This window comes from Stutzerimonas kunmingensis, assembly GCF_002929225.1.
In the GTDB taxonomy this organism is placed as follows: Bacteria; Pseudomonadota; Gammaproteobacteria; order Pseudomonadales; family Pseudomonadaceae; genus Stutzerimonas.
In genome coordinates this window covers 500,785-516,621 of record NZ_PISM01000004.1, presented here as the reverse complement: position 1 = coordinate 516,621, position 15,837 = coordinate 500,785, and the positions used below count along the sequence as shown (strand labels likewise).

Below are 15,837 nucleotides of genomic sequence, written 5' to 3'. Positions count from 1 at the left end.
ATCAGAGATCGGCGTCAGCCAGATCTTCGGTAACCGGGTTGGCCTTGGTGTTTGGCGCAACTACCAGCAACTTGTCGCGGATCTGTTGCTCGATCTCCTGACCGATCTCCGGATTGTCTTCCAGATACTTGGCGGCGTTGGCCTTGCCCTGGCCGATCTTGTTGCCCTTGTAGGCATACCAGGCGCCGGACTTCTCCACCAGGCCCTGCTGCACGCCGAGATCAATGACCTCGCCATTGCGGTAGATGCCCTTGCCATAGAGGATCTGGAACTCAGCCTGACGGAAGGGCGGCGCCACCTTGTTCTTCACTACCTTGACGCGGGTTTCGCTGCCGACCACTTCGTCGCCTTCCTTGACCGCGCCGGTACGGCGAATGTCCAGACGAACCGAGGCGTAGAACTTCAGCGCGTTACCACCGGTGGTGGTTTCCGGGCTGCCGAACATCACGCCGATCTTCATGCGGATCTGGTTGATGAAGATGACCAGGCAATTGGCGTTCTTAATGTTGCCGGTGATCTTGCGCAGCGCCTGGGACATCAGACGTGCCTGCAGGCCGACGTGCGTGTCGCCCATCTCGCCTTCGATCTCGGCCTTGGGTACCAGTGCCGCCACGGAGTCGACGATGATCACGTCAACCGCGTTGGAGCGCACCAGCATGTCGGTGATTTCCAGCGCCTGCTCGCCGGTGTCCGGCTGCGAAACCAGCAGGTCGTCGACATTCACGCCCAACTTGCCGGCATAGTCCGGGTCCAGCGCGTGTTCGGCGTCGACGAAGGCACAGGTGGCGCCCATCTTCTGCGCTTCGGCGATCACCGACAGGGTCAGGGTGGTCTTACCGGAGGATTCCGGACCGTAGATTTCGACGATACGGCCCTTGGGCAGGCCGCCGATGCCAAGCGCGATGTCCAGGCCCAGCGAGCCGGTAGAGATGGCCGGAATGGCCTGACGATCATGATCGCCCATGCGCATCACTGCGCCCTTGCCGAACTGCTTTTCGATCTGGCCCAGGGCTGCAGCCAAGGCGCGCTTCTTGTTCTCGTCCATCAAATCCTCACTTGATCAAGAGGGCCGGAGGCCACAACAACTGTATAAGTAGCCAGTATTAGAACATAGGCAAATTTACTCGCCTAGCCCCGAAACTGTTTTTCTCCGACCGCCAGCGCAAGCAAACCTTGCAAAGCCGCCGCGACCGTCTGCTCACGTACGGCCTCGCGGTCACCGGTAAATAGATAGCGCTGGGCCTGCACATGCGAGTCATCGGCCCAGGCAATCCAGACCGTACCAACCGGTTTTTCTGCCGTGCCGCCGCCGGGTCCGGCAATGCCGCTGACAGCCACCGCAAAGCGCGCACCACTGTTGCGCTGCGCGCCCCGCGCCATGGCCTGCACCACTTCGGCACTGACCGCGCCGACCTGCTCGAATAGCTCCGCCGGTACGCCGAGCTGGCGCGTCTTCTGGGCATTGGAATAGGTGATGTAGCCGGCCTCGAACCAGGCCGAGCTGCCGGCGATACGGGTGATGGCCTCGGCAATGCCACCACCGGTGCAGGATTCCGCGGTGCTGACCTGCGCACCCAGTCGTTGCAGCGCATCACCCAGCTGTGCCGCCAGTTCGGTGAGATTCATCAGGGCTCCGGCCAAAGGAAAGTGGCCGATACCCTACACCAGCGGGCTCCCGAGTTCAGCCATCCGGATGGCCAATGGTCGAGTTACGCGTCGCCCATCAGGCATCCTGGCGAACCGGCAGCACGACACGCTCGCCGATGCTCCGTCCGCGACGGCTTACCACTGCATCACCATAGCGCTGGATGGGATCTGCCAGGGTTCGCTTGACGAAGAAGCCGAACAGCGTCACCAGTAACAGCATCACCGCGATGTAGAGCGGGCCGGGAATGGCCAGCGCTCCAGCGCCGAAGCCCAGCCGCTCGGCGATTGCGAATACCGATGGATGAGACAGGAAGACGATATAGCCGATCCCGCCTAGCGGCGCGATCCAGCGCAGCCCCTTACCACTGATGCGTGTCGCGCCAATGAAGAGGGCAACACCCACCGCATAGCTGACGAAGTAGCGATACCAGGTTTCCCCGATACCGGTATCGCGCGAGTAGGCCAGCACGCAGATCGGCAACAGAAACAGGTAGAACAGGCCCACTGCGATGCGCGCGTAATGCCCGGTATCGGGTGCGCGACCGTTATCCGTGGCCTTCCACAATGCGCCGAGAAAACACACACTCAGCATCAGCGGCAGAGCCACCGGCAGCTTCATTTCCAGCTTGTAGCGCAGGAACGCGAGCAGCAGGGTGAAGACGTACTGGGCCAGCAGAAACAGCAGATCGCGCCTGGCCGAGCCGCCCAGACGCAGCGCGAAGATGACAATGCACAGCACGTAGAAGGTCAGCTCTATTTGCAGCGTCCAGTACAAACCGATCACGTTTTCGACAAACACGAAGCCTTGCAGCATCGTCGCATTGATCGCGATGACAGCCGGACTGAACACCCGAGCCGGATCGTCCCAGGGAAACATCACGCCGAGAAGCAGCGATAGCCAGTACAGGGGAAACAGCCTGAAGAAGCGCTGATAGACGAACGCCGCGATCGGCCGTTCGTATCGATGGCGGCTCTTGTACAGCGCCGCAACGACGAAATAGCCGCTCAGGGCGAACAGCACCAGCACGCTGGTCTTGCCGACATCCAGTACCGTTTTGCTGACAAGAAACAGATCGCTGGTCAGCCCATCGAAATGGCCGTCACGCTTCATTTTTGCGATCAGATGGGAATAGGCAACGCACAACGCCGCAACGCCGCGCAGGGCGTCGAGTCCGAGTAGTCGAGACATATCTGCTGCTCACTTGACCAGAAAGGGAGGTCGCCAGCATTACTGCAGGAAGAACTGACGCGAGGGGTAGAACAGGCATTCGCCGAGGCGGGATGGCCGGGGCTGCAATCCACAGGGCGGCGAAGCACGAGCGATAATCAGGCAAGCTACCGCGACAGGCACCGAGGGGCCTGCACGACTGCGTGATCGAGGGAGTCGCAGGCCCGGCGTACACGAGGCCCGAAGCGCACCGGCAACCTGTCGACAGACCAGAGTTACCAACAGCTCCGGTTCGCTTGTCAACGCCTTCTGTGCCCGGCCCGACAAATGACACCTGAACGCCGCTCAAACTGTCCCATGTCGTCACCTGTCGAGCCGCTCAGCCCGTGTTAACCTTGCCGGCTTTCCCGCGGGAACCTGGCTGCGGACGGTCCGACCGCACCGTCATCCGATAGCCTTCCCCGCCACTCAACGAACCGCACGCAAGCCGATGACCAAGCCCAACGCTGACCTTTCCGCCCATACGCCGATGATGCAGCAATATTGGAGACTCAAGCGCGAGCATCCAGACCAGCTGATGTTCTACCGCATGGGCGACTTCTATGAGCTGTTCTACGACGATGCCAAGAAAGCCGCCGCGCTGCTCGACATCACCCTGACCGCACGCGGGCAGTCGGCGGGCACGGCGATCCCGATGGCAGGCATTCCGTTCCATTCCGCCGAGGGTTATCTGGCGCGGCTGGTGAAGCTTGGCGAGTCGGTGGTGATCTGCGAGCAGATCGGCGATCCGGCGACCAGCAAAGGGCCGGTGGAACGCCAGGTGGTGCGCATCATCACCCCTGGCACGGTGAGCGACGAGGCATTACTCGACGAGCGTCGCGACAACCTGCTGGCTGCGGTGGTCGGTGATGAGCGCCTGTTCGGCCTGTCGGTGCTGGACATCGCCAGCGGCCGCTTCAGCGTGCAGGAACTCAAGGGCTGGGAAACCCTGCTCGCGGAACTGGAGCGCCTGAGCCCGGCGGAACTGTTGATCCCGGACGACTGGGCGCAGGGCTTGCCGCTGGAGAAACGCCGCGGTGTGCGCCGTCGCGCGCCCTGGGATTTCGATCGCGATTCGGCATTCAAGAGCCTCTGCCAGCAGTTCTCCACCCAGGACCTCAAGGGCTTCGGCTGCGAGAACCTGACGCTGGCCATCGGCGCCGCCGGCTGCCTGCTCGCCTACGCCAAGGAAACCCAGCGCACCGCCCTGCCCCACCTGCGCAGCCTGCGTCACGAGCGCCTCGACGACACGGTGATCCTCGACGGCGCCAGCCGGCGCAACCTCGAGCTGGACGTCAATCTGGCCGGCGGCCGCGAGAACACGCTGCAATCGGTCATGGACCGCTGCCAGACCGCCATGGGCTCGCGCCTGCTGACCCGCTGGCTGAACCGCCCGCTGCGCAACCGCGAGACTCTCGAAGCGCGCCAGGACTCGATCACCTGCCTGCTCGAGCATTACCGCTTCGAGCAGCTGCAGCCGCAGCTCAAGGACATCGGCGACCTGGAACGCATCCTCGCCCGGATCGGCCTGCGCAACGCCCGCCCGCGCGACCTGGCGCGCCTGCGCGATGCCTTGGCCGCACTGCCGCAGCTGCAGGCCGGCATGCAGGACCTGGTGGCACCGCATCTGCTGGAACTGGCGAAAAGCATCAGCACCTACCCGGAGCTGGCCGAACTGCTGGCCCGCGCCATCATCGACAACCCGCCGGCGGTGATCCGCGACGGCGGCGTACTGAAGACCGGCTACGACGCCGAGCTGGATGAGCTGCAGTCGCTTTCCGAGAACGCCGGACAGTTCCTGATGGACCTGGAAACCCGCGAGAAGGCCCGTACCGGACTGGCCAACCTCAAGGTCGGCTACAACCGTGTGCATGGCTACTTCATCGAACTGCCGAGCAAACAGGCCGAATCGGCGCCAGCCGACTACATCCGCCGGCAGACGCTCAAGGGCGCCGAGCGCTTCATCACCCCTGAGCTCAAGGAGTTCGAGGACAAGGCGCTGTCGGCCAAGAGCCGCGCCCTCGCCCGCGAGAAGCTGCTCTACGACGAGCTGCTGGAAATGCTCATCGGCCACCTGGCGCCGCTGCAGGAAAGCGCCGGCGCGCTGGCCGAACTGGACGTGCTGAGCAACCTCGCCGAGCGGGCGCTGAATCTCGATCTGAATCGCCCGCGCTTCGTCGAGCAGCCGTGCATGCGCATCGAGCAGGGTCGCCACCCGGTGGTCGAGCAGGTATTGGAGACGCCTTTCGTCGCCAACGACCTGGGCCTCGACGACGCTACCCGCATGCTGGTCATCACCGGGCCGAACATGGGCGGTAAATCGACCTACATGCGCCAGACCGCGCTGATCGTGCTGCTGGCACAGATCGGCAGCTTCGTCCCGGCCGCGGCTTGCGAGCTGTCGCTGGTGGACCGCATCTTCACCCGCATCGGCTCATCGGACGATCTCGCCGGCGGGCGCTCCACCTTCATGGTGGAAATGAGCGAAACCGCGAATATCCTGCACAACGCCAGTGATCGCAGTCTGGTACTGATGGACGAAGTCGGTCGCGGCACCAGCACCTTCGACGGCCTCTCGCTGGCCTGGGCGGCAGCCGAGCACCTCGCCAAGCTGCGCGCCTTTACCCTGTTCGCCACCCACTACTTCGAACTGACCGTGCTGCCGGAAAGCGAGCCAGTGGTGGCCAACGTGCACCTCTCCGCTACCGAGCACAACGAGCGCATCGTCTTCCTGCACCATGTGCTGCCTGGGCCGGCGAGTCAGAGCTACGGCCTGGCGGTGGCGCAACTGGCCGGCGTGCCGGGCGAGGTCATCCAGCGTGCGCGCGACCATCTGTCGCGGCTGGAAACCACCAGCCTGCCCCACGAAGCGCCGAGAATAGCGCCCGGCCAGCCGGTACCACCGATGCAGAGCGACCTGTTCGCCAGCCTGCCGCATCCGGTGCTCGAGGAATTGGCACGGATCAATCCCGATGATGTGACGCCGCGCCAGGCGCTGGACCTGCTATACAGCTTGAAAACTCGCATTTGATACGCCGCGAAAGCTGCTAGAATCGCGCGCATTTTTTTGATAAGCGGCATTTGCCTGTGCCGCCTACTCGCAGGGGCGTCACCGTAACGCCTACCTGACACGCCTGAGGAGATAGCTAGACATGACCTTCGTCGTCACCGACAACTGCATCAAGTGCAAATACACCGATTGCGTGGAAGTCTGCCCGGTGGACTGCTTCTACGAAGGCCCGAACTTTCTGGTGATTCACCCGGACGAGTGCATCGACTGCGCACTGTGCGAGCCGGAGTGCCCGGCCCAGGCGATCTTCTCTGAAGACGAGGTACCGGAGGATCAGCAGGAGTTCATCGAGCTCAACGCAGATCTGGCGGAAGTCTGGCCGAACATCACCGAGAAGAAAGACGCCCTGGCCGATGCCGAAGAGTGGGATGGCGTGAAGGACAAACTGCAGCATCTGGAGCGCTGATCGTCAGCCGATTCCAGACAAAAAATGCCCGCAGCGATGCGGGCATTTTCATTTGTACTGCGCAAGAACGTCGGCAGATCAGGCCTTGTCGATGCCTTTCTTCAGGGTGTCTTTCACATCACCCTTGACCTGCTGGGCCTCGCCCTTGACTTCCTGGCGCTGGCCTTCGCCCTTCATGCGCTCGTTATCGGTCGCCTCGCCCACACCTTGCTTGATCTTGCCGACGGCTTCGTTGGTGTTGCCCTTGACCTTGTCTTCAGTACTGCTCATGACGAACTCCTGGCTTCTCATTGGTGACATAGGGTGGACCGCCCGTGCGAAACGTTAGTTTCCCCCGGCCATCGGAACAGAGCGGCTCACGCATGGCGCGAAGGGACCAGGCGGCGCAGCAACGGTCGCCCTGCTAGGTGCAGGAACACCGGCGCGCCCACGATGAGATAGAAGTAATAGGTCACGAAGCGCCAGATCAGAATTGCCGCGGCCGTCGTCGACTTGCCCACCATCGGCGTCAGCAGCGCGGCCGACGCCAGTTCGGCACTACCCGCCCCCCCAGGCAGCAGGCTCAGCTGCCCCGCAGTCAGCGCCAGCAGCTGGACGAGGAAGGTCCAGGCCCACGCCAACTCGCTGCCCAGACCACGCAGCGTCAGATAGAGCACGCTGAAGCGCAGCAGCCAGTGCAGTGTGGTCAATCCGAACACCGCCAACAGAAGACGACGCGGCAGGCGAAAACAGTCGACCAGCGCATTACGGAAGCCCAGCACCTTACGTGCCCAACGGCGCTTGCGTGACGGCTTCATGCCGAGCCGGCCAACCAGCCAGCCATTGAGCAGAAATACCTGCCGGTGGAAACGGCCGAGCAGCGCCAGCAGCACCATCACACCGATCAATAGCGCGACGCTGAAGCCCAGCAGACTGGCAATATGCGTGTTTAACTTGTGGGTCAGTGCATAGAACAGCACGCCGACCAGCGCGCAGGCGAAGAACAGCAGATCGCTCAGCTGCTCCACGGCATAGGTCGCCGTGCCCTTGGCCGGCGCCACGCCCTGGCGCATGAGCAGCGCCATCAGGGTCAGCGGCCCACCGGCACCTCCAGGCGTCGCACAGATAGCGAATTCGGTGGCGACGACGATGCCGAATGCGCGGCGCTGGCCCAGCTTTCGACGCCCGAGCAACAAGCGTAGGCGCAGCGCATTCAGATTCCAGCCGACCAGCACCATGCCGAGCATGGTGGCCAACAGGCTACCCGGAAAGTGGCGCAGACGTTCGAACAGGCCGGTACCGCCAAGCAGAAGCGGCACCAGGGCCGCCGCGAGCAAGGCACCGCCCAGCAACCACCAGCGCCGGTTCATGCCACGGCGCTCGTCTGGCGGTACTGGCGCAGCCAGTCAATCTTGGTCAGCGGTGTCCTGCCGTCCCGCAGCATCCGTTCGAGCACATCGAGCCAGTAGCGGCGGGAGAACTCGTGGCGCATATCCACCGGATGCAGGCCCAATCGCAGCAATGGCGCCTGACGGCTCTGACGCAACTGGCGTTCGCTGACCAGCCAGGACACACCACGGCGCCAGGCGCTGCGAGCGCTCCAGACCAAGCCAGGAGCGACGATTGGAGTGAAATCCGGCAACAGGTAAAGATGGCCTGGATCACTGGTATAGGTCAGCCCGCTGTCGGCCAGTACACGCCGCGTGCCCTCGCTCATCAGCCAGGCGGGTGCGACGAAGCCATTCAGCGGCCATCGCTGGCGCCGGAACAGCTCCAGGCCATGCGCCAGCCGTTCACCAGCAGCCCGTTCGTCAAGGCCATAGAACTCGCCTTCATGGGTGTACACCCGGCGCATGAACCAGTCCCGCGGCGTCTTCGGCGCGGGCTCGAGATCGGCGTGGTAGCAGCCGTGCAGCACCAGTTCGTCACCGCGCTGCACACGCTGGTCCAGCAGCCGGCAAAACTCCGGCTGTCGCTCCAGCGGATTGCGCTGATGAAAGTCCGGGACCACCAGCCAGGTGATCGGCACGCCGCCGATGGCGTCCACCGCCTCGACGAAGGGCCTGTAGTCCGGCCAGGTTTCCGCGGCCACGTCGTGCAGCACCAGCGTCAGAGCAGCCTCAGCCATGTACGGCTACCGGCAGGTCCGCCGTGCCGAGCACAGCATGGTAGTGGGCGAGCAGCCCCGCCACCACGGCGTCCCAGGCATGGTGCGCCTCGACATGCTGGCGCGCCTGCTGTCCGAGCAGTCGCGGATCGTCTTCGAACAGCTCGCGCACGGTATGCGCCATGGCCCTCGGGTCGAGCGGCCGACACAGGCGACCGGTGTAGAACGGCACCAGCTCCGGTAACGCACCGGCACGCGCGGCGATCACCGGAATACCGCTGGCCATGGCTTCGAGCGCCACCAGGCCGAAGGTCTCCTGATTGCCGGCATGCAGCAGCACATCGCTGCTGGCCATGTAGCGCGCCACTTCGCTGGCACAACAGAAGCGGTCGATCACCGTGACGTTATCCGGCACCCGCTGCGGCATGCTCGAACCCACCAGCAACAGGTGGTACGGCTTGCCGAGCTGGCGCGCGGTTTCCAGCAGGACGTGCAGGTTCTTCTCCCGCGAACCGCGCCCGGCAAAGATCATCAGCCGGGTGTCGTCGGCCAGGCCCAGCTCGCGGCGCAGATCGGGGTCGCGGCGCTCGGGGCAGAAGGTGTCCAGATCAACCCCCAGGGGCTGCACGAAGACGTTCTTCACGCCGAGGTGCAAGAGCTTGTCGGCCATCACTTCGCTGGGTGCCAACACCCGATCGAAGCTGCCGTACAGCTTTGAAACGTAGCCATTGAGGTTGGTGCCCAGCCAGCTGCCGATGCGGTTGCTGACCAGCAGCGGCAGGTCGGAATGATAGAAACCAATGACCGGAACATTCAGCCGGCGCCCGGCGTCCAGTGCCGCCCATGCGGTCATGTAGGGATCGCCGACCTCGATCAGATCGGGACGCAGCGAACGCAGCAGATTGCGCCAGGGCGCGCGGCGGATCGGAAAGCGGTAGCCTTTGCCGAACGGCAGGATCGGTGCCGGCACCTCATAGAGGCCATCGTTGTGACTGTAGTCGCCCCCCGGCACCAGAATGCTGTGCCGCACGCCGGAGTAAAGCTGCAGCCTGCGATGCTTCGCCTCGAGGTAGGTGCGCACGCCACCACTGGCGGGCGCGTAGAACATGGTCATATCCGCGATATGCAAGGTACTTCTCCGTCGGTCCCATAGCAGAACTCCGGCCTCGCCGGGCACGTCGCGCGTCAGAGGCATGCTCCGCAATCCCTGCGGAATAATTCTGTAATGAAATAGATGACCGTTACGTAGAAGGGTTGTTCGCAGCGGGGCGCCAGACGGCGCCTCAGGCGTCCGGCACCTTCTCGCCCGGGTCCTTGCCTTCGACCGAAGCGTGTTCGATCACCGCATTGAGTTCGGCACCGAACAGCAGCACTGCCGAGGAGATGTACAGATAAAGCAGCAAGACGATGATGGCGCCGATGCTGCCGTAGGTCGCGTTGTAGTCGGCGAAGTTCTGCACATAGATGCCGAACGCGATCGAGGCCAGAATCCACACCAGCACGGCCAGCACCGAGCCCGGCGTGATGAAGCGAAACTCCTGCTTCACATCCGGCGCCACGTAGTACAGCAGCGCCACCACCAGCATCAGCATCAGTACAATCACCGGCCAGCGCAGCCAGGTCCAGAGCAGCACGACGACGTCCTTCAGGCCGACCTGCGAAGCCAGCCACTCCATCACCTGCGGCCCGACGATCATCAGCCCGGCCGACAACAGCAGCAGCACGGCGATGCCCACGGTATAGGCCAGCGAAAGCAGGATCAGCTTCCAGCTCGGTCGCCCCTCCTCCACGTCGTAGGCGCGGTTCATCGCATTCATCAGCGAGCGAAAACCGACCGAAGCCGTCCACAGCGCCACGACGATACCGAACGACAGCAGCCCCGCCTTCTGTTCCTGCAACTGGTCAATGACCGGATTGATCTGCTCCATCGCCATCGGCGGCAAGGCCAGCTCGGCCTGCATGCGCAACCAGTCGAAGAAATTCTGCAGATCGAGAAAGCCGAGCAAGGCGATAAGAAACAGCAGGAACGGAAACATCGAGAACAGGCCGCGGTACGCCAGCGCCGAGGCATAGGTCGACATGTCGTCGTTGCCGAATTCCTTGAACGTACGCTTGAGCAAGGTCACGGCCCCGATACCGCGGGTGTCCAGCATGGCCATCGATGTTTCCCCAATCAGTGAAATGTGCGGTCTAGAAAATGGGACGACCGCTCTGCTGGAGAGTTCGCTGCTAGTCGCTCGCGAGCGGCTCCACACGGATCGCATCGTCTTGCAGCACCGCTCGCCATACCCGCTCGGCGGGATCGCGCAACAGGGCTTCCGCCAACGCTGGCTCCAGGCGCGTGCGCAGCCGCCGGCTGAGGTCGCGCGCACCGAAGCGCGAGTCGTGCGCGCGGCAGATGGCGTGTTTGACGGCCTCATCGACCTGCAACCGTACGCCCTGTCGGGCCAGGCGCTGTGCCAGCTTGCCCAGTTCGACATCGAGCACTGCCTTCAGCCGATCGCCCTGGATGCTCTCGAACTGCAGCGTGCGGTCGATGCGATTGAGAAACTCCGGATCGAAATGCCGATGCAGCGCCTGCCCGAAGCTACGGCTTCGCAACGCGGCACGGCCCATGCGTGGGATCGGCCAGCGCTCCCACCGCGCAGCCTGCCGTGCGCCGACATTGCTGGTCATGAACACCAGCGTGTTGCGGAAATCCAGGGTCCGGTTGCCGGCGGCGAGCGTCAGTCTTCCACTATCCAGCACGTTTAGCAGGCTGCGTACGACTTCCCGGCTGGCCTTCTCCAGTTCGTCGAACAGCACGATGCCGGGCCGACTGAAACTACCGGCGATGGCCTCGGCATTGAACAACGTCGTGCCTTCCTTGCTGCCTACATAACCGGGGGGAGCCCCGGTGAGCGCGGCAGCATAATGCTCCTGCGCCAGTGTATTCATGTCGATGCGGCAGAAGGCGTCCGGCTTGCCATGAATGGCCTGGGCCAGCAGACGGACGATCTCGGTCTTGCCAACCCCGGTCGGGCCGAGGAAGAGATTGACCGTCAGCGGACGTTCGGGATCGCCGATTCCGGCCTTGACCACGCGAAGCATCGCCTCGATTTCGCCCAGCACCGCATCCTGACCAACGATACGACTGCGCAGCAGCGCCATGACGGCCTCGACGTCGAACAGGAAGCGCGACGCCGGCTTCGGCGCGTGGTCCTCCCGGTCGCTGGCTTGCGCGAGCTGGGTACGGTTGTGCTCGATCAGTTCATTCACGAATGGCATGAGCGCCCCGGTGCGAAGTATTGAACGTGCGGCCCATCAACCATTGGAGCGAAGGGGCGCGGGGAATGGGTGCGATTAACGCTGCGCGTCCGCCACTACCTGCTCTCCGAACGGCAAAGCCTGGATCGCAGCGAAGGCGGGCAATAGCCCAAAGCACACACTGGCCTGCAACCCTCGCGCGCTCCAAGGAGAGGGCCGGGGTGAAGGGCGCATGACCACGATGGCAAGCCCCCCGCTGGAACACATGTCCCAAGGCCGCGGTCCCCCCTTCAACCCAGCGTTCGCTCCCGCCCCGCGTGCGGCAGTTCGTACACCGGGCAGTCGGCCACGCCGACAGTGGCGCGGGTCATGGCCTCGACATTTTCCTGCGCCTTCTGCGCATCCAGCACCCAGGTGCGATAAAACTCGAACGGACAGTCAGCCACGCCCTTGTCACCGTCACCCGAGTTGTAGACGCCGGTGTAGCCGCGGTGCAGCAGCTTGAACAGGTGGTTCTGCGACTGGTCGTTGGCACGGGCGTCACGGATCTGCGAGATGGACAGCTGGGCGTACTGGATCCCCATTTCCTCCTCGCCGCACTCGCCCAGGGTGCGACCGTCGAAGCCGATGATCGCCGAGTGGCCGAAGTAGCTGTAGACGCCATCGAAGCCTGCGGCATTGGCCACCGCCACGTAACAGTTGTTGGCCCAGGCCATGGTCTTGGACATCAGCACCTGCTGCTCCTTGGCCGGGTACATGTAGCCCTGGCAGCGCACGATCAGCTCGGCGCCCTTCATCGCGCAGTCGCGCCAGATCTCCGGGTAGTTGCCGTCGTCGCAGATGATCAGGCTGATCTTCATGCCCTTGGGGCCGTCGCTGACGTAGGTGCGGTCACCCGGATACCAGCCCTCGATCGGGCACCAGGGAATGCACTTGCGGTACTTCTGCACGATCTCGCCCTGATCGTCGATCAGCACCAGCGTGTTGTAAGGCGCCTTGCCCGGGTCTTCGTTGCGCTCGCCGGTGAGCGAGAAGATGCCCCAGGTCCGTGCCTCGCGACAGGCGGCCGAGAAGATCGCGGTTTCCTCGCCGGGAATGGTGGTGGCGGTTTCCATCATCTCGCCGGGGTCATACATGATCCCCATGGTGCTGTACTCGGGGAACACCACCAGGTCCATGCCCGGCAGGCCGAGCTTCATGCCCTTGATCATCTCGGCGATCTTGCGCGCGTTGTCGAGCACCTCAGCGCGGGTATGCAGGCGCGGCATCTTGTAGTTGACGACGGCTACGCCGACGGTATCGGGACTGCTGGAAATATCACCGTGACGCATGGGTCTCTCCCTCTTTCAGGTTCTGTCGTGGTGAGCGGTGGCAAAGTAGAGCGTTGCCCACCCCATGAGCGGGTTGGCGCTGGCGCGACCGCGGCTGCAGGCTAGTGGCTGATCATCCACGGCCGGTTCGACGGGCTGGTCTTGAGCGCATGGGGATTCGCCTTGGTCGGCGCCACCGGCTTGCTCGGGCCGCAGCAGCTGCACCCGGCCGGGTGGCGCTTGTTGGCGGCATACTCGGCGACTGTCTTCGGCGCGTGGCTGGCGCGCTCATTGGTCTCATGCGCCGCGCGGGTGCTGCCGGCCATGGTTGCCAGGCCAGGGGCGGTGCGAATCACTCGCGGGCTGGGCGTGCCACATGCCGGGCAATCACAGGGTTCGCTGCGCACACTCATCGGGCGCAGGGCAGTGAAGTCACCGCAGGCGTCGCAGTCGTATTCATAGATCGGCATCGCATCATCCTCCGTGTCCCTCCATCCGGGCGGGCCAGGCCGCCGTCCAGAGCACCTGCCCCGCCCGGATGAACGAACTCATTTGTCGTAGGCGATCGGCAGGTCGATGCTGCCGTCGAGGAACCGGGTCGGCCCGGACGCGTTCGGGTGGATGTCGAACTCGAATATCTCGGTCGGCAGCCAGAGCGTGGCGCAGGCGTTGGGGATGTCCACCACACCGCTGATATGTCCCTGCACCGGCGCCGAACCGAGCAGCGAGTAGCCCTGTGCCGGCGAGTAGCCGAATTTGGTCAGGTAGTTGATGGCGTTCAGACAAGCCTGCTTGTAGGCGATGTTGACGTCCAGGTAGTGCTGCTTGCCGCTCTCGTCGACCGAGATGCCTTCGAAGATCAGGTAATCCTTGTAGGTCGGGACGATGGGGCTGGGCTTGAAGATCGGGTTCTTGATGCCGTACTTGGCCATGCCACCCTTGATCAGCTCGACCTTCATGTGCACCCAGCCGGCCATCTCAATGGCGCCGCAGAAGGTGATTTCGCCGTCACCCTGGCTGAAGTGCAGGTCGCCGACCGACAGCCCGGCGCCGTCGACATAGACCGGGAAGAAGATCTTCGAGCCGCGCGAAAGGTCCTTGATGTCGCAGTTGCCGCCATGCTCACGGGGCGGCACGGTACGCGCGCCCTGGGCCGCGGCCTTGTCACGCGCCTCGCCGGTGAGCTTGCCCATGTGCGCGGTGGCGGCGAATGTCGGATTGGCCAGCGGCGGGACGCGGTTGGGATTGGTGTCGATCAGGCCCTGCTCGCGCTCGTTCCAGGTCGCCAGCATCTTGTGGTCCGGCAGGCAGCCGATCAGGCCGGGATGGATCTGCCCGGCGAAACGCACGCCCGGGATGTGCCTGGAGCTGGTGAACAGGCCCTGAAAATCCCAGATGGACTTCTGCGCATGAGGGAAGTGGTCGGTCAGGAAGCCGCCGCCGTTCTGCTGCGAGAAGAAGCCGTTGAAGCCCCACAACGAGTCCTGCTTGGCGCCGATATCAAGCAGATCCACCACCAGCAGGTCGCCCGGCTCGGCACCCTCGACCCCGACCGGGCCGGACAGGTAGTGCACCGTGGTGAGGTCGACGTCGCGCACATCGGATGCATCGTCGTCGTTCTTGATCGCGCCTGCGGTCCAGTCGTAGGTCTCGAGAATGAAGTCGTCACCCGGCTTGACCCAGCAGGCCATCGGAATGTCCGGATGCCAGCGGTTGTGGATCTGCTCGTTCTCGGTGGCAGGCTGATTCAAGTCGACCTTGATCAGGGTATCGGTCATGACGAAGCTCCTTTGCGTTGGAAGGACATCAGCGTTGCGCTGAACACGGAGCTAGTCTTTGCCGTCGCCAGCTTTTCCGAAATACGTTGGATGACGTATGCGCGGAGCCAGCAAATACGCGGTCTTCAGGTCTATCAGACAGGCAGGCGAAGGCCGGCGTGCAGAGAACGCACACCGGCCTGAGGATCATGAAAAAGAGAAGAATTGCGTCGCCCCATCGCTCCGCGAAAGGCCCTTGGCGCGCGAACCAGCCTGCACGGTTCGCGCTCACGAAATAAGCACACTACACCGACAGGTAACGACTGATGGTCGCCTCGTCGGCATTGGCTGCGCTTTCCTCCAGCACGAAGCGGCCCTTCTCGATGACCAGGAAGCGGTCGGCGATTTCCATCGTGAATGACAGCACCTGCTCGGAAACCACGATGGTCAGATCGCGAAGCGAGCGGATCTCCTTCAGCGTGCGCGCGATGTCCTTGATGATCGACGGCTGGATGCCCTCGGTCGGCTCGTCCAGCAGCAGCACCTTGGGATTGGTCGCCAGTGCCCGGGCGATCGCCAGCTGCTGTTGCTGTCCGCCGGACAGATTGCCGCCCTTGCGCTTGCGCATGTCGTGCAGCACCGGGAACAGCGCGTAGAGATCATCCGGCACCTTGCCGCCGGCGGCTGCCGGCAGGCCGGTCTGGATGTTCTCCAACACCGTCATGCTGGGAAAGATCATCCGCCCCTGAGGCACGTAGGCCACGCCGCTGGCAACCCGCTGATGGGTCTCCAGCCCGGCGACTTCCTGCCCATCCACCTGCACGCTGCCTGCGGTCTGCGGGACGATGCCCATCAGCGTCTTGAACAGCGTGGTCTTACCCATGCCGTTGCGGCCCATGACCGCGACGATTTCCTGCTTTTCGACCTTGAGATTGAGGTCATGAAGGATCTGACTCTGGCCGTAGCCCGAAGCGAGGCTGCTGATCTGGAACATGCTGAACTCCTGTTTGTACCTGTCGGGTGCGACACGCGTGGACATGCCTGCGGCGATGTCCACCCTACGGTGCGCGGGCCAGCCGTCGGCGTAGCGTCGATAACGGCAAAGCGT

The 15,837-nt window shown here is 63.6% G+C and carries 15 protein-coding genes; 2 read left to right on the top strand and 13 right to left on the bottom strand.

The genetic code is table 11. From position 1 onward, the window contains the following. Nucleotide 1: 1 nt before the first annotated feature. The 3 genes from recA to CW305_RS03495 all read right to left on the bottom strand — a co-directional run bounded on the left by recA (nt 2) and on the right by CW305_RS03495 (nt 2,836). On the bottom strand, nt 2–1,045 hold the full coding sequence (recA, locus tag CW305_RS03505; protein ID WP_014819877.1) for a recombinase RecA: 1,044 nt from the start codon (nt 1,043–1,045) through the stop codon (nt 2–4). Nucleotides 1,046–1,128: 83 nt separating this feature from the next. Beyond that, nucleotides 1,129–1,626 (bottom strand): CinA family protein, encoded by a 498-nt coding sequence (locus tag CW305_RS03500; RefSeq protein WP_014819876.1) that lies wholly within the window; start codon nt 1,624–1,626, stop codon nt 1,129–1,131. A 97-nt stretch (nt 1,627–1,723) separates the two neighbouring features. After that, entirely contained in the window at nt 1,724–2,836 is a 1,113-nt protein-coding gene (locus tag CW305_RS03495) for an acyltransferase family protein (RefSeq protein ID WP_014819875.1), read from the bottom strand. 469 nt (nt 2,837–3,305) lie between these two features. Here CW305_RS03495 and mutS point away from each other — a divergent pair, with 469 nt between their 5' ends. Further along, the gene (gene mutS, locus CW305_RS03490; protein ID WP_104097109.1) at nt 3,306–5,885 is read left to right on the top strand and encodes a DNA mismatch repair protein MutS; all 2,580 of its coding nucleotides are present in this window, start codon (nt 3,306–3,308) and stop codon (nt 5,883–5,885) included. A 121-nt stretch (nt 5,886–6,006) separates the two neighbouring features. After that, nucleotides 6,007–6,330 carry a ferredoxin FdxA gene (fdxA, locus tag CW305_RS03485; RefSeq protein ID WP_037053831.1) on the top strand — a complete coding sequence of 108 codons (324 nt, stop codon included), beginning with the start codon at nt 6,007–6,009 and terminating at the stop codon, nt 6,328–6,330. A 78-nt stretch (nt 6,331–6,408) separates the two neighbouring features. Here fdxA and CW305_RS03480 read toward each other — a convergent pair whose 3' ends face one another. The 10 genes from CW305_RS03480 to urtE all read right to left on the bottom strand — a co-directional run bounded on the left by CW305_RS03480 (nt 6,409) and on the right by urtE (nt 15,723). Beyond that, nucleotides 6,409–6,600: a CsbD family protein gene (locus CW305_RS03480; protein WP_014819859.1), complete on the bottom strand. Its 192-nt coding sequence runs from the start codon at nt 6,598–6,600 to the stop codon at nt 6,409–6,411. 86 nt (nt 6,601–6,686) lie between these two features. Continuing rightward, the gene (gene gpgF, locus CW305_RS03475; RefSeq protein ID WP_104097108.1) at nt 6,687–7,679 is read right to left on the bottom strand and encodes a glucosaminyl phosphatidylglycerol flippase; all 993 of its coding nucleotides are present in this window, start codon (nt 7,677–7,679) and stop codon (nt 6,687–6,689) included. Then, nucleotides 7,676–8,437 carry an N-acetylglucosaminyl phosphatidylglycerol deacetylase gene (gene gpgD, locus CW305_RS03470; protein ID WP_104097107.1) on the bottom strand — a complete coding sequence of 254 codons (762 nt, stop codon included), beginning with the start codon at nt 8,435–8,437 and terminating at the stop codon, nt 7,676–7,678. Before gpgD ends, gpgF begins: the two co-directional genes overlap by 4 nt. After that, nucleotides 8,430–9,545, bottom strand: a complete 1,116-nt coding sequence (gpgS, locus tag CW305_RS03465) for an N-acetylglucosaminyl phosphatidylglycerol synthase (RefSeq protein ID WP_104097106.1) — start codon at nt 9,543–9,545, stop codon at nt 8,430–8,432. The genes gpgD and gpgS overlap by 8 nt, the downstream gene beginning before the upstream one ends. 154 nt (nt 9,546–9,699) lie before the next feature. Continuing rightward, nucleotides 9,700–10,575, bottom strand: a complete 876-nt coding sequence (locus CW305_RS03460) for a YihY/virulence factor BrkB family protein (protein ID WP_014819855.1) — start codon at nt 10,573–10,575, stop codon at nt 9,700–9,702. Between the two features lie 70 nt (nt 10,576–10,645). Next, nucleotides 10,646–11,683 (bottom strand): AAA family ATPase, encoded by a 1,038-nt coding sequence (locus CW305_RS03455; protein WP_104097105.1) that lies wholly within the window; start codon nt 11,681–11,683, stop codon nt 10,646–10,648. Nucleotides 11,684–11,952: 269 nt separating this feature from the next. Further along, complete coding sequence (locus CW305_RS03450; RefSeq protein ID WP_041013527.1) at nt 11,953–12,993, bottom strand: aliphatic amidase; 1,041 nt, start codon at nt 12,991–12,993, stop codon at nt 11,953–11,955. Nucleotides 12,994–13,094: 101 nt separating this feature from the next. Beyond that, on the bottom strand, nt 13,095–13,442 hold the full coding sequence (locus CW305_RS03445; protein ID WP_014819852.1) for an FmdB family zinc ribbon protein: 348 nt from the start codon (nt 13,440–13,442) through the stop codon (nt 13,095–13,097). A gap of 78 nt (nt 13,443–13,520) precedes the next feature. Next, a complete protein-coding gene (fmdA, locus tag CW305_RS03440) occupies nt 13,521–14,750 on the bottom strand; it encodes a formamidase (protein ID WP_014819851.1) in 1,230 nt (409 codons plus the stop codon). Between the two features lie 283 nt (nt 14,751–15,033). Continuing rightward, nucleotides 15,034–15,723, bottom strand: a complete 690-nt coding sequence (urtE, locus tag CW305_RS03435; RefSeq protein ID WP_023443812.1) for an urea ABC transporter ATP-binding subunit UrtE — start codon at nt 15,721–15,723, stop codon at nt 15,034–15,036. Nucleotides 15,724–15,837: the final 114 nt, after the last annotated feature.